The organism is Actinoplanes sp. NPDC000266 (assembly GCF_042899005.1).
Classification (GTDB): domain Bacteria; phylum Actinomycetota; class Actinomycetes; order Mycobacteriales; family Micromonosporaceae; genus Actinoplanes.
Window position 1 is genome coordinate 664,160 of the sequence record NZ_JBIAZI010000006.1, and the last position, 20,206, is coordinate 684,365.

Consider the following 20,206-nt stretch of genomic DNA (forward strand, 5'->3'; position numbering starts at 1 on the left):
CGCAGACGTCAAGGCGGGCCAGACAGCTCAGCAGAAAGCGGTAGAGCCCTCAACGCCGGCCGAAACGCGAGTCGGCCGCAGAGCCCTCAAGGCCAGCCGAAACGCGAGTCGGCCGCTGAGCCTAAATCAGGCTCGGCGGTCCTTGGACCGTCGGGCGCGGCGGCACCGCCCCACTGCCGCCCATCAAACGGCGGCGCTCGCGGAAGGCCCGCAAATTAGCCGTATTGCCGCAAGTGCTGACGTCGTGCCAGACACCGCTGTTGTTCCGGGACGTGTCGAAGAAGGCGGCCCGGCACTCCGAGTTGTTGCACAGTTTGAGCCGAGGCCAGAGCCCGGCCTGCTGAGCCAGCAACGCCTCGGCCCAGAGCGCCGACGCCAGCCACCGCACGCCGCGCCCGGTGGGCACGATGCGCACCCAACCGTCGGCGTCGGGAACGAGACTGACCGGCACATCCGCCGGTGGGAGCGCTCCCGACGGCTCGCGCGTGCCGCCGGCGAGGATCACGTTTTCAAAGGTGGACCGGAGCCGGCGCAGCGAGCGCAGATCGGACGACGAGATCAGCAGCGTCGGCGCCGGCAACCCGGACACCCGCGACCACGTGGCCAGGGCCTCGGTCAGCCAGCGCTGCGCGTCGTCGGCGTCGAGCAGGAGATCGACGCCGTACGCCATGGGTGCGCGCGTGTTCAGCAACTCTTGCAGGAGGGCCAACCCGGCGGGGGCCTCACGTACGCCGTGCCGGGCACTGGCCATCCATGACATAGCCGAAGGGTACTTGATTCTTTTTCACGGCAATGCCTGTGAAACCTTAGGTCCCCCTTAGAGATCAGTTTTTCATCGCCACGAGGCGCTCCTCTTGTACCGGTTAGACACACTGCGGGGTGATCGCGTGATGCCACCTTGGACAATCACGGCAGCGCACCCTTTCGTGGAGCACGATTCCGATAAGTCCCGAAAATGCGGGAAGGCGTGCTACGGGCGTACGGAAATAAAGGTCTTAGCCGTCGATCCTCGTGATGTTGCGGATCTTGTTGGAGGCGTCGAGAGCCGCCACCTTGTACGCCTCGGAGAGCGTCGGATAGTTGAAGACCGTGTCGACCAGGTAGTCGACCGAGCCGCCGCAGCCCATCACGGCCTGCCCGATATGCACGATCTCCGTGGCGCCCGTGCCGAACACGTGCACGCCCAGCAACTTGCCGTCCTCGGGCGCCACCAGCAGTTTCAGCATGCCGTAGGAGTCGCCGACGATCTGCCCGCGGGCCAGCTCGCGATAGCGCGCTATGCCCACTTCAAATGGCGTAGAGCTCTCGGTGAGCTGATCCTCGGTCGCGCCCACGAAGCTGATCTCGGGAATCGTGTAGATGCCGATCGGCTGGAGCTGGTGCATGTCGCGGGTGGGCTCGCCGCAGGCGTGATGCGCGGCCAGGCGCCCCTGCTCCATCGAGGTCGAGGCGAGCGCCGGGAAGCCGATCACGTCACCGACCGCGTAGATGTTGTCCACGGCCGTCCGGAAGTTGCCGTCGACCTCGATCCGCCCGCGCCGGTCGGCGCTGAGCCCGGCCGCCTCGAGCGCCAGGTCGTCGGTCTGTCCCTGACGGCCGGCCGAGTACATGACCGTGTCGGCGGCGATCTTCTTGCCGCTCTTGAGGATGCAGAGCGCGGCGGTCTGGTGACGCTCGACCGCGGCCACCTCCTCGCCGAAACGGAACGTCACGCTGAGGTCCCGCAGGTGGTATTTGAGCGACTCGACGATCTCGTCGTCGCAGAAGTCGAGCATCTGCTCGCGGCGCTCGACCACTGTGACCTTGGTGCCGAGCGCGGCGAACATCGACGCGTACTCCATGCCGATGACCCCGGCGCCGACCACGACCATGCTGCGCGGCACCGCCTGAAGGTTGATCACGCCGTCCGAGTCGACGATCGTCCGGTCGTCGAAGTCGACGCTGTCCGGCCGCGCGGGCCTCGTACCCGCCGCAATTATGATCTTGTCGGCGCTGACCTTGCTCTCCCGGCCGCTGCCGCCGTCGACCCAGATCGAGTGCGCGTCGGCGAAACGGCCCACGCCGGTGATCATCGTGACGTGGTTGCGGGCGAGCTGATTACGGATGACGTCGGTCTGCCGGCTGATCACATGCTGGGTGCGCGCGGCGAGATCACTCACGGTGATCTCGTCCTTGACGCGGTAGCTGCTGCCGTACAGATCGCGCTGACTGAGGCCGGTCAGATAGAGAACAGCCTCACGCAGGGTCTTCGACGGCACAGTGCCGGTGTTGATACAGACTCCGCCGATCATGTCCCGGCGGTCGACGACGCCGACGCGGCGTCCCAGCTTGGAGGCCGCGATGGCGGCCTTCTGACCGCTGGGCCCGGAGCCCAGCACCAACAGGTCGTAGTCGTACACGACACTTAGCGTCGCAGTACCGGAGGGCCCGGTCTATGCCGTCACAAGATTTTCCCTATTGTTTCCCGGGATCGGAGCATAGGCGGGCGGCCAGGCCGTGCCGTAGAGCTCGGCGCAGATGACCACGCTCATCCACGGCACCCAGGGCCCGCTGAGCACCAGCGCCTCCTCGCGCCCGATGATCTCCAGCGCCACCGACCACTGGGCGCTGCCGGGCCGGAGCCGGGTGATCGCCCAGAGCGGGATCTCGCTCTCGCCGAGGATCATCCGAAGGTTGGTGATGACGGCGACTTCCATCTTCGAGCCGTCGACCTTGACCGGCAGCCATCCGTACTGCTTCTCGGCGGCGCGCAGCGCAATGGTCGGGCTCACCGCCGCGGGCCGGCCTCCCCGCCCGACGAGGGCGGTCAGCATGGTCATGGAGCGGAACCCCGCGGTCAGTTGCTCGGCGTCGTACTCGGTCACGCTACCGATACTGTCCCACGGGGTACGCCCTGACCAGCGGCCGTTCGCGGGCAATCCCGCGCCCGAGCAGGCTAATCCTTCCGTGTCTCCACGTTCTGGTCGACCAGATCGCCGACCCCGTTCACCCAGGCCTGGCCGACCGGATCGCCCAGTTGTGCCCGCAGCCAGTAGGCCGTCCAGCGGGCGATCGTCGTGGTGCCGGTCGCCTGCGCCAGCGTCGGCGGCGACGCGTCCGGAATGGCGCCGGCCGGGTTCTGCGTGTCGGTGATGCCGTAGTGATTGGCTCCCGTCACGCTGACGTACAGCCGCGGTCGTCCCAGCATCGCCTCGTAGGTCGCGAGGCCTTTCGCCGGCAACCCGATGCCGTCCACGCTGCCCTGGATCAGCGCCACCGGCACGATGTTGGCGACCGGAATGGTGTAATTGGCGCCATAGAAGGCGGCCGCCTTGAGCTCGGCCGGCGCCGCCACCGGCACGTCGGTGAAGGGCGGGGTGGACAGCCCCGTCGAGATGCCCAACCCCGCCGCTCCACCGAAGGAGTGCCCGGTCAGCAGCAGGGTGCCGGTGTCGATCCGTCCTTTCACCGGCGATCCGGCCCGGGCGTTCTCGGCCACGGCCCAGCTCACGGTCCAGTTCGCCTGAAGAGCATCCGGGTAAAGGCCGTTCACAGGGCCCAAGCTGCGTGCGTGGTTCGGCACGGCGACGACGAAGCCGTACGCCGCCAGACCGCTCGCGAAGTTCGAATAGGCCGATTTGTCGACGTTGGCGCCCTGGAGAAGCAGGACCACCGGCGCCCGGTCCTTGCGCACCGGGTAGTACACGTCGGTCTGATCACCGTTGATCGTCGTGCTGTAGGAGCTGACCGCCGGAGCCGCCTCGGCCGCCGCCGGGGCAATGGCGACCCCGGCGACGAGCGTGGCAGCGATCAGAGCGGCGCGGCGTAGGACCATGTCGTTTCCCTTCGCGGAACACTGTTTCCACTAGAGATTCGACTACGCAGCGGCTCCCGTCAATGCGTCATGGCGTTCTCGATCAGCTCGACCGTCGCCCGCGGATCGTCCACCTGCACGATGAGCCGCGCGTAGTGCTCGTCGGCCAGCTCGATGACCACGGCTTTCGCCGGATCGCGCACATCCCAGAAGATCCGCTCCCCTTCGCGGCGGAAAGAGCCGGCAACCACGACCCCCGGCATGTACGTCCCCGCGTTGCGCACACCCTTCGGCTCGTTCACGATGCCCGGGTCATTTGTCGCCCCGCGCACGTTGGCCAGCGGAATGGTGAGGCTGCTCTTCAGCGCCCACAGCTTGTCCATCCCCTGGACCCGCACCACCAGCGAGCCACCCTCGATCTCAACGACCGCCATGATTCCCCTCCGCCAGTTCCCGAATTCTCAGCCCCAACGCCACCGTCGTGGCCTCCTCACCGTCGCCCCGATCGAGCAGCCGGATCCCTCTCGTCACCTCTGCCGCGACCTCACTGTCGACGGGCGCCCGCTCGGCCGCCGCCAACAGCAGAAACCGAAGGTCGCCGCGCTCACCGAGCTCCCGATCGACGTAGTGCCGCAGCGCCGCGAGATAGAGCCCCCGCTTGCTGCCGAACGTCTTGTAGAGGCTTCCGCGGTGCACGCCGGTCTGCCCGACGAGGTCGTCCACCGAGGTCCCGTCATAGCTGCGCCCGGCGAACAACGCCGCCGCGGCCACCACCGCCGCCTCTTCGTCAAACCCTCTAGGCCGTCCCACACCACAACGCTAGCCGGTTTGAGAACGATCAGTCAAGAACAATCGTTCTCAAACCCGAAAGACCTGAAGATCCTCGATCCGTACGCCACGGGGAAAGCCGCATGCTCGTCCCGCGATCGCTCCGGTAGCCTTATGGATCAGCGGGCCGCTAGCTCAATGGCAGAGCTGAGGACTTTTAATCCTTAGGTTCGGGGTTCGAATCCCCGGCGGCCCACGAGTGGATGGGTGGAGTGTGCCCGCGGGGAGCGCGGGCCGGGGCCACTCGTCATACCTCCTCCGGGGGCGACCCCCGGACCCCACGTTGCGGTGGGCGCGCTGCGTGGGTGGGTCACGGTGGGTGGGTCACGGTGGCTTCCTGGCTCTGTTATCTGCGTAGCCATAACCACGGCGGAGGACTAGCAGGCCGATCAAGCTGGCGCCCAGCCCCATGGCTGCGAATCCGGCTGCCTGTTTCCGCGTCTGGTCGCCTGTGAGCGGGTGGATCGCGGTCCTGCTTCCAGCTTTCAGTACCGCGCGCCGCTATGACGTCGCTGGCCTTTGCTCCGTCCGGCAGTCCTCCGGACAGTTCCATGTTTGTCGCACGAACCGGCCGTTGTCGCTGACGAAGTCGCCGAGTCAACCGCATCGCCGGCGCGGCGGATCGGACCGGTCACAAGGCATCGGTTCCGCGAGGGTGAACTTCCCCTGCGGCCTTCGCCGTGTGCTGCCCGCACGTCGGGCACGAGCATGGTGAGACTGCCGACGCCGATGACCAACCCGGACACCGCTATGACGAGGAGCTCGGGCGGAATCCGCTCCGGGGGTTCACCTGGGGCAACGTCGCGCTCCTCACGTGCTCAGTGGGGTTCAGCGACACCCGCCAGGGTCAAATCCTCTGCCTCTTCGGGAAACGTCGTCGGGGGTAATCGAAATGGGCAAGCCGGAAATCGCGCCGTACATCGCCGGGATCGTCGGGGTCGTGGCGATCGCCAAGCTGGTCATCCTGTTCCTGCAGGCGATTCAGGTCGTCTCTTAGTAGCTCCACCCTCTTCTCCATCTCTCGGTGGTCCTTCTCCACCCGGGGTCGTCCGTAGCTTCCTTGCCATGACCAAGGACATGGACCGCCGGCCCGCCGTCCGGGCCGCGAACTATCTGATCACCGGGGACAAGCGCGGCAGCCGGAGCACCCGCCTCGCCGCGACCGTCGTCGATCGGGTGCTGGAGAAGGAGGGTGGCAGGGTGACCGGCAAGCTCATCGCCGCGATCGTCGTGGTTCTCGTGGTGGTGGGGCTGGCTTTCGTCGCCTACCGTCTGCTCATGGTGGAGATCATCCTCGACCTCGTGCGGGACCGCGCTTGACGCTGCTGCGCCGGGCCGCGGCCCTCGTTCGCGCCGACGACCCGGAGACCGGGTGGATCGTCCGGATCGCGCTCAGCGCCCTGCTGATCTGGGCGTTGCCCGGGCAGGCGACGCCTCCGCTCGTCGCCGCTCTGGTCTGCTGGTTCGTCTTCGTGGCCACCGACCACCGGTGGCCACGACTGGCGCGCACGTCCCTTGCCGTGGCCGCTGTTCTGCCCGCCGCGGTCGTCGGCGGCGACGGCAACGGATCGGCGCAGCTTTTCCTTTTCGCCGCTCTTTTCATCTTCGTGATGCTGCCGAGGATTCCTCTCTGGGCGATCCTCGGCGTCACCGCCGCCGTCGTGGCCGTCATGTCGCTCAGCATCAGAAGCAGCGCCGTGCTCGCCCAGGCCGCGGTGATCGTCATCGTGGTGCTGTTCAGCCTGCACCGCCGCGAGCATCGCCTTCGTACCGAGGAACGCGCGCGGACCCACGAGGCACAGGCTCGCGCCGCCGCCCTGGATGAGCGCGCCCGGATCGCCCGTGAACTTCATGATGTGCTCGCTCATTCGCTGGGCGCTCTCGCCGTACAACTGGAAGTCGCCGAGGCCGAGTTGACGGAGAAGCGTGACCTGACCGCCGCCGCGACCCGGGTCCGCAGGGCCCGCAAGCTGGCCCGGGACGGTCTGACGGAGGCGCGGTCCGCGGTGGCGGCCCTTCGAGCCGACGTTCCTCCGCTGCCGCGGGCGCTGGCCGATCTCGCTGCGGCGCATCACGCTGATCACGGGGTTCAGGCCTCCTTGTGTACGCACGGGAGCGCGCACAACCTCAATCCGGCGGCTGAGGTCGCCCTCGTGCGGACCGCGCGTGAGGCTTTGACCAACGCCGCCAAACACGCCCCAGGGACCGATGTGACCGTTCTTCTCGAATGCACGGACTCCGCCGTACGGCTCACGGTCGCCAACAAGTGCGAGGGGTCCTCTTCAGATGGCGGCTACGGGCTCGTCGGCGCGCGGGAACGGCTGGCCCTGGCCGGCGGCACCCTCGAGGCCGGCGTCGCCGACGGCATGTGGCACGTCGTCGCGGAGGTTCCCGCATGACACTGCGGGTGGTGGTGGCCGACGATCAACAGCTCGTCCGGGAGGGGCTGACCGCCCTGCTCGACCTCGTCGACGGCGTGACCGCGGTCGGCGCCGCCGCCGACGGCGAACAGGCCCTGGCGCTGGTCGCCGAGCACGAGCCCGACGTGGTGCTGATGGACCTGCGCATGCCCGTCCTGGACGGCATCACCGCGACCGCCCGCATCCGTGACCAGCACCCGGGTGTGGCCGTGGTCGTGCTGACCACCTACGCCGACGACGAGTCGATCGCGGGGGCGCTCGCCGCCGGCGCGCGCGGTTATCTGACCAAGGACGCCGGGCGCGCCGAGATCGGCATGGCCCTGCGAGCGGCCGCGACCGGCCATTCCCTGCTCGACCCGGTCGTCGCGGCCCGCATTGCCCAGACCTTCTCCGGTACGCCCGCGGCACCACCGCCGCCGCTCCCGGACGGCCTGACACCGCGTGAGGCGGAGGTGCTCGGACGGATAGCGCTGGGGCGCACGAACGCCGAGATCGCGGCCGAACTCTACATCGCCGAGGCCACCGTGAAGACCCACATCAACAACGCCTTCGCGAAGATCGGCGCCCGGAACCGGGCCGAAGCGGCCACCTACGCGGCCCGTCACCGGCTGCCCTGAAAATGGCCTGGAAACTTGTCGTACCCACCCCCTAGCTTGTCCGCCATGGCAACCGCAGCGGCGTACTCATACCTCGGCTCGTCGGCGCTGGACCCCTCGGGCCTGGCCCTTCAGACCTCCGGCGGCCCGGCGGCGCATCCGCGCTTCTTCGCCGGCTTCCTGACCGATCCCGGCGCCGCCGCGGCCGGCCTGCTCGCGGTGGCCGAGGTCGCCCGCACCCGATATTTCCGGCCGGTCAGCCCGGCCAGCCTCGACCCGGTGGTGACCGCGGGCAGCGACCGGCTGCGCTTCGAGTCGTTCTCCGGCTGCTGCGGGGTCTACGCGCGAGTCGACGTACTGCCCGCCGGCATCGACGGCGAGATCGTCGCTCATGGCACGACCAATGTGGACGTCAATCCACCGTTGCGGCGCGCCCTGGGCCGGGTCGGCCGCGCCGACCCGATGCACCTGGCCGTCGGCCCCGACGACCTGACCGTGACGACATTTGACGGACCGGTCGTCGAGCGCAAGGTGCCGCTGCCGTCGCGCTGGCTGCGCGGCTTCGCCGAGGCTCAGGTGCTCACCTCCCGCTTCGACCCCCGCGCGGAGCTCGGTGCCGTCGAGGCCCGCGCCCTGCTCAACCGGCTCTCCGCCGGCGACCGGTCGGTGCTCTGGGCGGTGCCCGCCGGCCGTTCGCTGCGGTTCACCTCGCGGCCCACAGCCGGAGCGGTCTGCCTGGCGGGCCCCGGGCGCCTGGCCGCTCTCAGACCTTTCCTGCGTCATGCCACCACGCTGCGCGTCTACGGTCCGCCGGTCGCCGCCGGCAGCGGCCCGGTGGCCAGCACGTGGGAGCTGAGCACCCCGTCGCAGCGCCTGTCGCTGACGCTCTCACCCGAGCCCTACCGGGGCTTCTCCGGCGAGGGCTCAGTGCTCGACTCGCTGGCCGGCGACGAGGCCACCGACGACGCCGACCTGATCAGCGTGCTGCTTTCCTGGGACCCGACGATCGACGTCGACGCGCTGGCCGTCGCGGCCGGTCTGACCGCCGCTCGGGTGCGTGATGCCCTGACCCAGCTCGGCACGGCCGGCCGGGTCGGCTACGACGTCGCCGAGGCCGGCTACTTCCACCGCACGCTGCCCTATTCGGCCGACGCCGTGGCCGACCTGAATCCTCGCCTGGCCGGGGCGCGATCACTGGCCGCCGAGGGCGCGGTGACCCTCGAGGGCGAGGCCGCGGTGGTTCGCAGCGGCGAGGAGCTTTATCACGTACGTCTTGACGGCTCCTGCACATGCTGGTGGTGGGCCAGACATCGCGGCGAGCGGGGCCCGTGCAAACACGCGCTGGCCGTCCGCCTGGTCCGTTCCGGCGTCGACGCCGAGGAGGTGCGCGCATGAGCCTCGAATGGGAAGTGCTTGAGCGTCGCGCCCACAACGGCGACACCGTCGGCGTGACCTCCCTGCTGCTCAAGGCGACCGAGGAGGAACGCCTGGCGTTCGCCCCCGTGGTCGAGTCCCACATCAAGGCCCTGACGATCGAAGACTGGTGGCGCCCGGCCACCGACCCGACCGGCAGCTTCGCCCTGGCGGTCCTCGGCACGATGCCGACCGCCCCTCGCGCGGCCCGCCTGCTCCTGCGCCGCGACATCCGCGACAAGTGGCGGCAGATCCCGATCCCCCGCCTGCTCGAGATCGTCCGGGGCCGCGACCTGCCCTGGCTCGGCGATCTGGCCACCCGCCTGGCCATGAGGCTGTCCACGGACGACACGTGGACGGGGGGCTGGAAACTCGTTGCCACCCTGCTGGCCGAGTCGGGCGCCACCCCACCGGTGACCGAGCCGGTGGTCCGCTGCTGGCTCGACGAGACACTCCGCAGCCCGTGGGAGCGCCCCGCGGTGCCACCGCTCGACAAGTTCCGCGCCTCGCCCTATCTGGACCTGTTCCTCCCCGCGTTGTTCGAGATCGACGGCCTGGGCGCCGAGCTGACCCGCGGCACCATGGACCCCGACACCAACTCCTGGATCGATGAGCCGGTCTTCCCCGCCGTGACCGCCCAACTGGTCGCCGAGGGCCGCCTCGAACGCAAGGAGATCCTGGCCGCCACCATCGACCGCCTGGTCCGCGGCGACCGCCCCGCCTGGCTGCGCCCCTTCGTCATGCTTCACGACATGCTGGCCCCCACGCTCGAAGAGTCAGCCACCCACGCCGTCGACTACGCCGGCCTGCTCCCCGACGCGCCGTCCACGGTGGCCGGTCTGGCCCAGCGAGCCCTCCGTACGGTCGACGAGGCCGGCCTCCTGGACCTGGAGACTCTCCTGGAAGTCAGCCACCACACCCTGCTCCGCAAAGAGAAAGTGTTGGTCAAGGCCCAGCTTTCGTGGCTCGACAAGGCAGCCCGCCGTACGCCGGCGCGAGCACCCGAGATCCTCGAGACGATCGCCGTCGCCTTCGGTCACCCCGCCCTGGACGTACAGGAACGCGCTTTGACCCTGACCGCCCAGCACCTCAAGCGACTCACCAAGCCAGGGCCACGCCCATCCACCGGCTCCGCCAACCCGACCGGCCCGGACACGCCCGGCCGTTCCGACACGCCGGACGGGATGCTCGACGCGGCCACTCTCGATCGCCTGGCCGGCCTGGCGGCTGGTCTCGGTGGCGATCTGGCCGCGAAGGCGGCGTTGCTCTTCGGCACCGAGGAGCCCACGCCGGTCGCCGGCGTCATCTACCTTCCACCGCTGCCAGTGGTGGCCGAGATGCCACCGCCGATCACCTCGGCGTCCGAGCTGGCCACCGAGGTCGCCGCCATGCTGCATGAGGAGACCGCCGTCCGCTGGGAACGAATCCTGGCCGCCCTGGTCACCCTGAGCGCCGCCGGCGAGACACCAGCCCTGGCCACCGCGCTCACCCCGCTGCTGAACCGCCACGCCGAGCACTTCGCCGAGGACCACTGGCAGCCGCGCGCACGCCTGTCCCTCCTGGCCGCCGCGATCCGCCGCCTGACCGACCCCACCTTCGGCGACCAGGCCGAGAGAGGCCGCTGGCACCGCCTGATCGCCGGCGTCGACGCTCCCTGGACGATCGGCGACCCGGTCCTTTCCGAGCCACCCGACCGCCTGCTGTCCCTGCGGGCGGCCGAGCTCTACCTGCGCATCCTCCGCTCGCCCATTCCCGAGCTGCTCTCAACCCCCACATTGGCCAACGGCAGCCTGGACGCCTCGGTCCTGGCCGACCGCATCCGCCGGCTCGAGGCCACCGGCCGCGAGCACTGGCCCCTCGACCTGGAACAGGCGCTGCTGCGCCTGCCCCGCGACAGCGATCCCGCCGTCGCCGCCGACCTGGCTTCTCCCGCCGGCCGCAAGATGTTCGACTGGCTGACCGCCGGCGGTCTGGCCGACCCGGCAAGCACCCGCATCGAACAGGCGGCAGGCCGCACGTTCGAGTTCCACGCCGGCCCGAAACGCGACTCCGCGGTCGCCCCACCACCCGCGGTAGCCCGCCTGGCCGTCAATCTGGCCCCCACCCGGGCCCCGCTGCTGCGGGTGGAGGACCAACTGGTCACCCTGACCCGCCGCGACGTGAAACACGTCTTCGTCCACGACCTGATCCTCAACGGCAGCGTCCTCACCGCCGCCCTGCCCCACCATCGCGAGATCCTGGCCGCCTGGGCCCTCCCCGAGCTGGCCGCCGGTGCCGACGAGGACCAGCGCGGCGCCGGCCCTTTGCTCCCCTTGCTGGCCGAGTGCAACGGCCCGATAGGTCCCGCCACGACCCTCACCATGGCTTACGGTCTGGCCGCCCGCCACGAAGCCGACCGCGTAGCCGCGGCCGACGCCTTCCTGACCATGGCCACCCGCTACAGACTCGAACGCCTCGACGAGGCCCCGTCCGGCCTCCCATCCTCAGGGTCGTTCGCCACAGCAGTCGGCCGGGACCTGGGCGACTTGGGCGCCCTGAGCCTGATCAAACTGAACCGGGTCGTACCCGCCTTGGCCGACGCTCACCGGGCCGGCGCTTCCACCGCCGTCTGGGAGGTCCTGGCCGCCGCCATCCCGCGACTTCTCCCCTCGGCCCCTCGCGGCCTGCCCGACCTGCTGGAGCTGGCGACCCAGGTAGCCACGGCAACCGGCATACGAACAGAACTCCCACCGCTGGCCGAGGCCGCCACCCAGAAGGGCAGTTCCCGCCTGGTGAAAGAGGCGAGGCGCCTGCATTCCGTACTGACTCGCTAACCCGCCGATCCGCCGACCCGCCGACCCCACCGGCCCGTCAGCGCGGCACGGCCCGCCGGCCCGCCAGCACGGCACCGCCCGCCGGTCCATCAGCACGGCACCGCCCGCCGGTCCATCAACGCGGCATGGCCCGCCGGCGGCTACTCGGCGCAACTCCGCGCCGCGAGAGTCGACCCATGCGTCGCTGCGGCGACTGGCCGCAACCCGGGCGTCGCTCGAAACGATCGGCTGCGGCACGGGCGCTGACCAGGCCGGTCGACCGCTGGAGTGCCTCCGGAGCGTGACAGGGTGCTGCCGTAGGCGGGTCGCTCGAGGAACGCCAGTAGGGTCGGTCGGCATGAAGTTGCGTGAGGACGAAGTGCGGGTTGCCGCGCCCGACTGCGAGATCCGGTCCAAGGTGATCAGGCCCGTTGGTGAGGAGCCGCTTCCTGGAGTGGTGCTCTACACCGACATTTTCCAGCTCACCGAGTCGACGCTGCGGACCGCTCGGCGGCTCGCGTCGGCCGGGTTCGTCGTGTGCGTGCCGGAGATCTACCCGCGCGGCGACGTCGCGGGAGTCGCCCTGGAATTCGACGACGCCGGAAAGCAGGCGGGGCTGACGGCGGCCGCCGAGACCACGACGGCGCAGTTCGACTCCGACCGGGAGGCGGTTCTCGACTTCCTCGAGAACCGGGACGACGTCACGACCCTCTCGGTGGTCGGGTTCTGCCTCGGCGGGCACCTCGCGTTCCGGGCCGCCTTCGACCCTCGGGTGCTGTCGACGGTCTGCTTCTACCCGACCGGACTGCAGAACGGCTCGCTGGGCGCCGACGACCCCGGATCGCTCGCTCGGGCCGCCGACATCCACGGGCGCCTGATGGTCATCTTCGGATCGCAGGATCCGCACGTCCCGGCCGACGCGCGACTCCAGGTGATCTCCGCCCTCTACGCCGCCGGCTTGGAGGACCTCGAGCTCCACGTGTACGCCGGCGGTGAGCACGCCTTCATGCGCGACATCGGCCCTCGCCACGACCCGGTCCTCACCGACTTGGCGCTCTACGAGGGGATCTCGTTCCTGACCCGCCGGTGAGGATGCTCAACACCCCACCGCAAATGCCGACATGTGAGTGATGCGGCTCAGCCGCATCACCATCACTCAGCCCGACCTGCCGAGGAGTTCCGCCGTGTCCCACCCGCCGCAGCACCCATGGCAGGAGCCCCCGGCCGAACAACCGAACCCTCACCCCGGCCAGCCCGCCCCCGACCCGCTCTACCAGCAGCCCCAGACCCCGGACACCTTCTGGCAGCAACCCCCGCCCGCGGCCACACAGCCCTCACCCCACACGGCTCAGCAGCCGCCGGACCCGAATGCCTACTGGCAGCAGCCACAAAATTCGGGCTCTCACAACGCCCCGGCGGCAGGGACCTATCAGCCCGCCGCGCCGGAGGCGTATCAACAGGCCAACGCCTATCAGCCGCCGGCGCCAGGAGGTTATCCCCAGCCTTCGCCCGAGGGGTATCAGCAACCTGGCGGCTATCCACCCGCCGGCTATTCACAGCCTGGGCCGGGTGGCGCGCCGGCTTTGGGTGGCGCGCCCGGGCTGGGCAGCACTCAGGGGCCAGGTGGCGCGCCGGGGCAAGCTCCTGGGTACTACCACCAGCAGCCGCCGGGCTATCCCTACTACCCGGGGGCCGTTGCGCCGCCGGCTCAGCCGTCGCGGCCGATGATCACGGGGTGGGTGGCTCTGGCTGCGGGCGCTGCGGCTGTTCTCGGGTCGCTTCTGCCCTGGGCCACCATCAACGCTCCGATTCTCGGCTCGATCAGCGTCTCCGGTACGGACGGGGCCGACGGGTGGATCACGCTGGTGCTCGGGCTTGTTCTGGCGGTTGGAGCCGGTCTGCGGATCCGTGGGCCCCGGCTGCCCGCGGTGGCCACGATCGTCACCAATGTCGTGGGTATCGGCAGTGCTCTGGCGTTGCTCATCATCGGTGTCTGGAAGATCGCGGACCTGCGGTCCACCGAGAACGAGCTTCGGGATTCCCTCTTGTCCGGGCCCGACGATCCGTTCGGGATCGGCAGTGCCTTCAGCAATGCTGTTCAGGTGCACCTGGGCGCCGGTCTCATGCTGATCACCGCTGCTGGGCTGGCCGGCACTGCTGCCATGGTTGTCATGCTGCTGCGTCGTAAGGCCTGAACCGGTATCTGTCGTTCAACATCCGTCCATCCGGTTTCTTGGTGGGCCGGGCTAGGCTCGGCGCCATGCGCCGTACCGCAGGGATCGTTGTTCTTGTCGCACTGACCACCGCTGTCGCGGCACCCGCGCAGGCCTCCGGCAAGCCCGCGGACGGCTCCAAGCGTGAGATCACCGCGATCGTGGAGACGCCCGCTCTCTTCGACGACGAGGCCGGTGGGGACGCCGACGCCGACGATCCCGCCATCTGGGTCAACCGGGCCGACCGGTCGCGCAGCCGGGTCATCGGCACCGCCAAGAACGGCGGCCTGCGGGTCTACGACCTGGCCGGCCGTGAGGTGCAGTCGATCCTGCCGCCCGAGGGCGGCCGGTTCAACAACGTCGATCTGATCAGTGGTTTCGGCCCGCAGAAGTACGACCTGGCCGTCGTGACCGATCGCGGGCTGGACCAGCTGCGGATCTACCGGATCGAGCGGCGCAGCGGTCACCTCACCGACGTCACCGCCGACAACGCGCCGCTGCTCTTCTCGCGCGACCAGGCCGAGGTCGAGACGCAGGCCACCGGCTACGGCCTGGCCACCTACGAGCGGTACGCGGTGGTCAGCCGCCGCCACAGCACGCGGCTCGGCATCTTCCGTCTGGAGGAGCAGCGCGGCGGCCGCATCGGCTACCGGGTGACCGACACCCTCGACCTGCCGAAGCAGTTCGCCCTGCCGAACGGCGCCACCTGGTCGCCGTGCCTCGAGCCGGGCGAGGACCCGCAGGTCGAGGGCATGGTCGTCGACGCCGAGGCCGGTGTCCTCTACGCCGCGCAGGAGGATGTCGCTCTCTGGCGCATCCCCCTCGACCGGGACCGTTTCGCCGGCATCCCGCGCGTCGTCGAGAAGGTCGCCGAGTTCGGCGCCCCCGGCACGTACGACCCGGAGACCGAGGAGTGCACGCTCGGCACCACCGAGTTCGGCGGCCGCATCGCCGCCGACGTCGAAGGCACGACGATCTACCCCACCGGCAAGAAGAACGGTTACCTGATCGTCTCGAGCCAGGGCGACAGCAAGTTCTATGTGTACGACCGTCGCACCAACCGGCCGATCACCAGCTTCTCGGTCGTCGACGGCAAACGGGCCGACGGCGTGCAGCACTCCGACGGCGCCGCCGTGACCGCCGAGCCGCTGCCCGGCTTCCCGAACGGCCTGCTGGTGCTGCACGACGGCGAGAACACCCCGGACGGCGGCCGCGTCAGCACCGACTTCAAGTACGTCGACTGGCGCGCCCTGAAACTGCGCTGAGTGGGTCCTGGAGCTCTGCTAGGACTGGGCCAGGAGCGGGCGCACGGCGCCTCGGGCGTGATGGATGCGGGACTTGACTGTCCCCTCCGGTAGCCCGAGGTGGGTGGCGATCTCTCGATAGTCGAGCTGGCAGACGTCCCGCAGGACCAGTGGCGCGACCAGTTCGGGGCGTGACGACTCGAGCAGCTCAAGGGCGTCCAGCAGGTCCAGCCGCGAGCCCGCGATCACGCTCGTGGTGCGTGGATCGGGCACGTCGACCGGTAGTAGCTCGTGTGCCTGTTCGGCTGCGCGCCTCTTCAGCGATCGGTACGTCTGTCGCGCGCAGTTCGCGATGATCACGTGCAGCCAGGTCGAGAACTGCGCCCGGCCCTCGAAGCGCCCGATGTTGCGTGCGACCTGCAGCAGGACATCCTGGGCCGCTTCTTCCGCGTCCTGGTAGCACGGCAAGAATCGCGCGCAGCGCCGCAGAACGCTCGTCCGGATCGCCCCGAGCAGTTGCTCCAGAGCCACCTGGTCGCCGGCCGCTGCCAGGCGCGCCAGCTCCTCCTGCTGATCGTCTCGCATACCGCCCCCGTATTCGATCTTCAGCGCCCTCATCATACGGCGGCATTCACCTCCAGCAAGATCGGTCAATGTGGACCGGCCAGCCACAAAGGCACGCGCGCATTCGCCACGAACCCGATCCGCGTCCCAAGGGTGACTCGACCGGAACGGCCGCTGGGGTCGCGCGCTTGCACCCGGCCGCTGGGGTCGCGCGCTTGCACCCGGCCGCTGGGCGGCCGGGTGGAGCGCTGCACAAGGAGGTGCGGGACGAGGTGCTCGCCGCCCCCCGTAAAAGCGGCGTCCACCTCGCTGTCTGGTGTGATGCGCTTGGTGGCGCCTTTGTTCTCGATCTCCGGTAACGAAGAGGTAACGCCGCGAGGGCCAGTGATGTTTGCCGATACAGCAGACGTTCAGGATCGGCGGTACGCTGCGGCTCCTAGTCGTCGGTCATCGTTCGTACGTCGGCCACGGTGCGGACATCGGCGACGCTCATCGTGACTTCCATGCGAGTCGCTCTGGTCACGGAGTCGTTCCTCCCCGACGTGAACGGGGTCGCCAACTCGGTGGTGCGCACGGCCGAACACCTGCTGCGCCGCGGACACGACCCCCTGGTGATCGCCCCGCAGCCGCCCCCCGCGGTTCGCGATGTGCCGGTCACCGTCCCGTACCCCGTGGTGCGGATGCCCTCCCTTCCGATGCCCGGCTATCCCCAGATCCGGCTCGGCCTGCCCACGCCCACCCTGACCGGGGCCCTGCGCGCCCACGGCACCCAGGTAGTGCACCTGGCCAGCCCATTCGTGCTCGGCGCCTGGGGCATGGCCGCCGCCCGCACGCTCAAGCTGCCCACGGTCGCGGTCTATCAGACCGACGTGGCCGCGTACGCCCGCGCCTACAAGGTCGGCATGACCGAGGGCGCCGCCTGGCGCTGGATTCGCACAGTGCACAACCTCGCGTCCCGGACCCTGGTGCCGTCGACCGAGTCGGCCGCGGCCCTGACCACTCACGGCGTCGAGCGCGTCCACCTCTGGCGCCGCGGTGTCGACGACGTCCTCTTCCACCCGGGTCGCCGCAGCTCCGGTCTGCGCCGCGCGCTGGCCCCGAACGGCGAGGTCGTCGTCGGTTTTGTCGGCCGCCTGGCCGTCGAGAAGCAGATCGATCTGCTGGCGGACGTGAGCCGGCTCCCCGGCGTACGGCTGGTGATCGTCGGCGACGGCCCGGCCTCGCCGCAGTTGCGCAAGGCCCTCCCGGCCGCGCTTTTTCTGGGTGTACGCCGTGGCGCTCAACTGGCACGCCTCTACGCCAGCTTCGACATCTTCGCGCACACCGGCCCCTACGAGACGTTCGGCCAGGCGGTGCAGGAGGCCATGGCCAGCGGTTTGCCGGTAGTCGCGCCAAATGCCGGCGGTCCCGTCGATCTCGTGCACCACGGCCGGACCGGTTACCTGGTTCCCCCTTTTCAATCAAAGGGCTTCACCGACGCCGTACGGGCATTGGCCGCCGACCCCGCGAAGCGCGCCGCCTTCGGCGCGGCCGCCCGGCACGCCATCGAGGGTCGCAGCTGGTACGCCGTGGGTGAGGAACTCCTGGGCCACTACGACGCCGCCCGCACTCTCGGCCTGTTCCACCGCAAGACTCCCGTGGCGGCCTGACAGCAGCCTCACAGGCGGGCATGAAATCTTTCTCCACACGCACAGAGCCGGAAGGTCAGCCACCGAGTGAGAATTGTCCGGGTTGCCAACTTCGTCATGCCGCGTTCCGGCGGCCTGCGCACCGCTTTGCGCCATCTGGGCGCCGGCTACCGCGCCGCCGGCCACGACCCGGTCCTGATCATCCCCGGTCCGTCGTTCTCCGACGAGGACACCGACCAGGGCCGCGTGATCACCCTTCCGGGCCCACTGGTCCCGCGCATGGGCGGCTACCGCCTGCTGCTCGACCGGGCTCGCCTCAGCACGACGTTGAAGGCGCTGCGCCCCGACCGGCTGGAGGTCTCCGACCGCACCACCCTGCGGTGGCTTGGTCGCTGGGCGAAACGGCAGGACGTACCGTCCATGATGGTGTCCCACGAGTCTTTGGCCGGCCTGCTGCGCCTGTTCGGGCCCGCACCGGCTCGCCGAGTTGGCGACATGTTGAACACGCGATCAGCCGCCGACCACGACCAGATCGTGTGCACCACGGCATGGGCGGCGGCGGAGTTCGAACGGCTGGGCACGGCCAACCTCACCCAGGTCCCCCTGGGCGTCGACCTGGAGCGCTTCACTCCGGCCAATCACAACCCAGAGTTGCGCTCCCGCTGGTCGGCCAAGGACGACGTCCTCCTGTTGCATTGCGGCCGCCTCTCTCCCGAGAAGAAGCCGCGGCGTTCGCTGGAGGCCCTGCACCATCTGCGCCGGGCCGGCGTGCCCGCCGTCCTTCTGGTGGCCGGCACCGGTCCCCTTCGAGCAGCCCTTCAGTCCGAGGCCGCCGACCGTGGCCTGCCGGTCCGCTTCCTGGGCCACATAGCCAACCAGCAGGAGCTCGCCGCCCTGCTGGCCACAGTGGACGCGGCGATCGCACCGGGGCCCATCGAGACGTTCGGCCTGGCCGCCTTGGAAACCCTTTCGAGCGGCACCCCGGTCGTGGTCAGCTCCGAGAGCGCTCTACCCGAGGTGATCGGTCCGGCCGGACCGGCCGGACTGGCCGCCCCTGGCGAGGGTCCCGCCTACGCCGAAGCCCTCCGTCAACTACTAGCCATCCCCGAGGCCACCCGGCGGGCCGCCGCCCGCACCCGGGCCGAACACTTCCCATGGCAGGCTTCCGTCGCCGGCTTCCTCCAGGCACACAACGCCTCGGTTACACCGACCGCCACCGCTGCGGGGCCATCAGGGGAAGGGCGGCACCCCTTCGCCGTTGACCACCGCTCTTAGCGCAAGTGGTGGCCCTCGAGCATGTGGAGGGCTGATGCGCACCTCGTTGGCAGCCGGGTGGTCTGCTCTTCCAAGCTCTGCATGCGGGCCAGGAAGGTGCGGTGCTCGACCGACGTGGCTTATGACCCGGCCACGAATTCGGTCGAGCGAGCTCCGTGACATGCCGTCTTCTATGGCCGATGGCTTCCGACGCGTTAGTCCGATAAAGGGTGCCGCAGCGGAAGTATCGGTCGGGGAGCTGGGTCGCCGGCCGGGACGATGGCCTCGCGCTGGTAGGACGGCGAGGGCTCTTGGCGAGAGCAGAGCCGACGTCGAGCTGGAGCGCTCAACGCCAAGGACGCCAGCCTGCTGCCGTCACCGAAAAGGGCGGGGGCTGACGCACGCTTGCCTCGTCAAAAGGTCCGGAAACGACAGTAGGCCCACCCCGAAGGGTGGGCCTACTGTTTCACGTTGAGTCCGGCGGCGTCCTACTCTCCCACACCCTCCCGAGTGCAGTACCATCGGCGCTGGAGGGCTTAGCTTCCGGGTTCGGAATGAGACCGGGCGTTTCCCCTCCGCTATGACCACCGAAACAACCATCAGCGGAACAAACCAGCAACCCCATACTCGTTGGGGGTGGTTGTTCGTTTGCTGTGAATCACACAGTGGACGCGTTGAGCAAAAAGTTTAGGGTGGTTAAGCCCTCGGCCTATTAGTACCGGTCGACTGAACCAGTTACCTGGCTTACATCTCCGGCCTATCAACCCAATAGTCTTTTGGGAGCCTTACCCACTCAAGGTGGTGGGATACCTCATCTCGAAGCAGGCTTCCCGCTTAGATGCTTTCAGCGGTTATCCCTTCCGAACGTAGCCAACCAGCCGTGCCCCTGGCGGGACAACTGGCACACCAGAGGTTCGTCCGTCCCGGTCCTCTCGTACTAGGGACAGCCCTTCTCAAGTATCCAACGCGCACGGCGGATAGGGACCGAACTGTCTCACGACGTTCTAAACCCAGCTCGCGTACCGCTTTAATGGGCGAACAGCCCAACCCTTGGGACCTGCTACAGCCCCAGGATGCGACGAGCCGACATCGAGGTGCCAAACCATCCCGTCGATATGGACTCTTGGGGAAGATCAGCCTGTTATCCCCGGGGTACCTTTTATCCGTTGAGCGACACCGCTTCCACACGCAAGTGCCGGATCACTAGTCCCGACTTTCGTCCCTGCTCGACCCGTCAGTCTCACAGTCAAGCTCCCTTGTGCACTTACACTCAACACCTGATTGCCAACCAGGCTGAGGGAACCTTTGGGCGCCTCCGTTACCCTTTAGGAGGCAACCGCCCCAGTTAAACTACCCACCAGACACTGTCCCTCGACCCGATCAGGGCCGCAAGTTAGATACCCAAACCCAACAGAGTGGTATTTCAAGATTGCCTCCACCTGAACTGGCGTCCAAGCTTCA

17 protein-coding genes, 1 tRNA gene and 2 rRNA genes are annotated in these 20,206 nt (G+C 69.0%); 11 read left to right on the plus strand and 9 right to left on the minus strand.

Annotation, left to right across the window (positions count from 1 at the left end):
- Positions 1-121: 121 nt before the first annotated feature.
- From ACFY36_RS27330 to ACFY36_RS27355, 6 genes are all read right to left on the minus strand, one after another.
- Positions 122-760 (minus strand): CGNR zinc finger domain-containing protein, encoded by a 639-nt coding sequence (locus ACFY36_RS27330; protein ID WP_498693708.1) that lies wholly within the window; start codon positions 758-760, stop codon positions 122-124.
- A 235-nt stretch (positions 761-995) separates the two neighbouring features.
- Positions 996-2,399 (minus strand): Si-specific NAD(P)(+) transhydrogenase, encoded by a 1,404-nt coding sequence (gene sthA, locus ACFY36_RS27335; RefSeq protein WP_499748762.1) that lies wholly within the window; start codon positions 2,397-2,399, stop codon positions 996-998.
- A gap of 33 nt (positions 2,400-2,432) precedes the next feature.
- Positions 2,433-2,864 (minus strand): hypothetical protein, encoded by a 432-nt coding sequence (locus ACFY36_RS27340; protein ID WP_499748763.1) that lies wholly within the window; start codon positions 2,862-2,864, stop codon positions 2,433-2,435.
- Positions 2,865-2,935: 71 nt separating this feature from the next.
- On the minus strand, positions 2,936-3,814 hold the full coding sequence (locus tag ACFY36_RS27345) for an alpha/beta hydrolase family protein (protein WP_499748764.1): 879 nt from the start codon (positions 3,812-3,814) through the stop codon (positions 2,936-2,938).
- A gap of 59 nt (positions 3,815-3,873) precedes the next feature.
- Positions 3,874-4,227 (minus strand): hypothetical protein, encoded by a 354-nt coding sequence (locus tag ACFY36_RS27350; protein ID WP_498693703.1) that lies wholly within the window; start codon positions 4,225-4,227, stop codon positions 3,874-3,876.
- Positions 4,214-4,603 (minus strand): TetR/AcrR family transcriptional regulator, encoded by a 390-nt coding sequence (locus ACFY36_RS27355; RefSeq protein ID WP_499748765.1) that lies wholly within the window; start codon positions 4,601-4,603, stop codon positions 4,214-4,216. The genes ACFY36_RS27350 and ACFY36_RS27355 overlap by 14 nt, the downstream gene beginning before the upstream one ends.
- 142 nt (positions 4,604-4,745) lie before the next feature.
- Between ACFY36_RS27355 and ACFY36_RS27360 the strand changes: the two genes are divergently transcribed.
- The 9 genes from ACFY36_RS27360 to ACFY36_RS27400 all read left to right on the plus strand — a co-directional run bounded on the left by ACFY36_RS27360 (position 4,746) and on the right by ACFY36_RS27400 (position 15,320).
- A tRNA-Lys gene (locus ACFY36_RS27360) sits at positions 4,746-4,817 on the plus strand.
- A gap of 869 nt (positions 4,818-5,686) precedes the next feature.
- Positions 5,687-5,941 (plus strand): hypothetical protein, encoded by a 255-nt coding sequence (locus ACFY36_RS27365; protein ID WP_499748766.1) that lies wholly within the window; start codon positions 5,687-5,689, stop codon positions 5,939-5,941.
- Positions 5,938-7,020, plus strand: coding sequence for a sensor histidine kinase (locus ACFY36_RS27370; RefSeq protein WP_499748767.1), 1,083 nt, complete (start codon positions 5,938-5,940; stop codon positions 7,018-7,020). The genes ACFY36_RS27365 and ACFY36_RS27370 overlap by 4 nt, the downstream gene beginning before the upstream one ends.
- Positions 7,017-7,658 carry a response regulator transcription factor gene (locus tag ACFY36_RS27375; RefSeq protein ID WP_499748768.1) on the plus strand — a complete coding sequence of 214 codons (642 nt, stop codon included), beginning with the start codon at positions 7,017-7,019 and terminating at the stop codon, positions 7,656-7,658. The genes ACFY36_RS27370 and ACFY36_RS27375 overlap by 4 nt, the downstream gene beginning before the upstream one ends.
- 45 nt (positions 7,659-7,703) lie before the next feature.
- On the plus strand, positions 7,704-9,032 hold the full coding sequence (locus ACFY36_RS27380) for an SWIM zinc finger family protein (RefSeq protein WP_499748769.1): 1,329 nt from the start codon (positions 7,704-7,706) through the stop codon (positions 9,030-9,032).
- Positions 9,029-11,863, plus strand: a complete 2,835-nt coding sequence (locus tag ACFY36_RS27385) for a hypothetical protein (protein WP_499748770.1) — start codon at positions 9,029-9,031, stop codon at positions 11,861-11,863. The genes ACFY36_RS27380 and ACFY36_RS27385 overlap by 4 nt, the downstream gene beginning before the upstream one ends.
- 337 nt (positions 11,864-12,200) lie before the next feature.
- Positions 12,201-12,932, plus strand: coding sequence for a dienelactone hydrolase family protein (locus ACFY36_RS27390; protein WP_499748771.1), 732 nt, complete (start codon positions 12,201-12,203; stop codon positions 12,930-12,932).
- A gap of 649 nt (positions 12,933-13,581) precedes the next feature.
- Positions 13,582-14,037 carry a hypothetical protein gene (locus tag ACFY36_RS27395; RefSeq protein ID WP_499748772.1) on the plus strand — a complete coding sequence of 152 codons (456 nt, stop codon included), beginning with the start codon at positions 13,582-13,584 and terminating at the stop codon, positions 14,035-14,037.
- 65 nt (positions 14,038-14,102) lie between these two features.
- Entirely contained in the window at positions 14,103-15,320 is a 1,218-nt protein-coding gene (locus ACFY36_RS27400) for a phytase (RefSeq protein WP_499748773.1), read from the plus strand.
- Positions 15,321-15,338: 18 nt separating this feature from the next.
- Here the strand turns inward: ACFY36_RS27400 and ACFY36_RS27405 are convergent, their stop codons facing one another.
- On the minus strand, positions 15,339-15,884 hold the full coding sequence (locus ACFY36_RS27405; protein ID WP_499748774.1) for an RNA polymerase sigma factor: 546 nt from the start codon (positions 15,882-15,884) through the stop codon (positions 15,339-15,341).
- Between the two features lie 482 nt (positions 15,885-16,366).
- Here ACFY36_RS27405 and ACFY36_RS27410 point away from each other — a divergent pair, with 482 nt between their 5' ends.
- Both ACFY36_RS27410 and ACFY36_RS27415 read left to right on the plus strand, forming a co-directional pair.
- Positions 16,367-17,512, plus strand: coding sequence for a glycosyltransferase family 4 protein (locus ACFY36_RS27410; RefSeq protein WP_499748775.1), 1,146 nt, complete (start codon positions 16,367-16,369; stop codon positions 17,510-17,512).
- A gap of 66 nt (positions 17,513-17,578) precedes the next feature.
- Entirely contained in the window at positions 17,579-18,766 is a 1,188-nt protein-coding gene (locus tag ACFY36_RS27415) for a glycosyltransferase (protein WP_499748776.1), read from the plus strand.
- Positions 18,767-19,220: 454 nt separating this feature from the next.
- Here the strand turns inward: ACFY36_RS27415 and rrf are convergent.
- Together rrf and ACFY36_RS27425 are read right to left on the minus strand one after the other, a co-directional pair.
- Positions 19,221-19,337, minus strand: a 5S ribosomal RNA gene (gene rrf / locus ACFY36_RS27420).
- Positions 19,338-19,437: 100 nt separating this feature from the next.
- A 23S ribosomal RNA gene (locus ACFY36_RS27425) occupies positions 19,438-20,206 on the minus strand; the annotation flags it as partial.

Excerpts from the sequence above, each read along its gene's own strand:
- ACFY36_RS27365 (WP_499748766.1), top strand. The coding sequence starts at position 5,687 with ATGACCAAGGACATGGACCGCCGGCCCGCCGTCCGGGCCGCGAACTAT.
- ACFY36_RS27380 (WP_499748769.1), top strand. The coding sequence starts at position 7,704 with ATGGCAACCGCAGCGGCGTACTCATACCTCGGCTCGTCGGCGCTGGAC.
- ACFY36_RS27400 (WP_499748773.1), top strand. The coding sequence starts at position 14,103 with ATGCGCCGTACCGCAGGGATCGTTGTTCTTGTCGCACTGACCACCGCT.
- ACFY36_RS27405 (WP_499748774.1), bottom strand. The coding sequence starts at position 15,884 with ATGCGAGACGATCAGCAGGAGGAGCTGGCGCGCCTGGCAGCGGCCGGC.
- ACFY36_RS27375 (WP_499748768.1), top strand. The coding sequence starts at position 7,017 with ATGACACTGCGGGTGGTGGTGGCCGACGATCAACAGCTCGTCCGGGAG.
- ACFY36_RS27345 (WP_499748764.1), bottom strand. The coding sequence starts at position 3,814 with ATGGTCCTACGCCGCGCCGCTCTGATCGCTGCCACGCTCGTCGCCGGG.
- ACFY36_RS27330 (WP_498693708.1), bottom strand. The coding sequence starts at position 760 with ATGTCATGGATGGCCAGTGCCCGGCACGGCGTACGTGAGGCCCCCGCC.
- ACFY36_RS27350 (WP_498693703.1), bottom strand. The coding sequence starts at position 4,227 with ATGGCGGTCGTTGAGATCGAGGGTGGCTCGCTGGTGGTGCGGGTCCAG.
- ACFY36_RS27410 (WP_499748775.1), top strand. The coding sequence starts at position 16,367 with ATGCGAGTCGCTCTGGTCACGGAGTCGTTCCTCCCCGACGTGAACGGG.
- ACFY36_RS27385 (WP_499748770.1), top strand. The coding sequence starts at position 9,029 with ATGAGCCTCGAATGGGAAGTGCTTGAGCGTCGCGCCCACAACGGCGAC.
- ACFY36_RS27390 (WP_499748771.1), top strand. The coding sequence starts at position 12,201 with ATGAAGTTGCGTGAGGACGAAGTGCGGGTTGCCGCGCCCGACTGCGAG.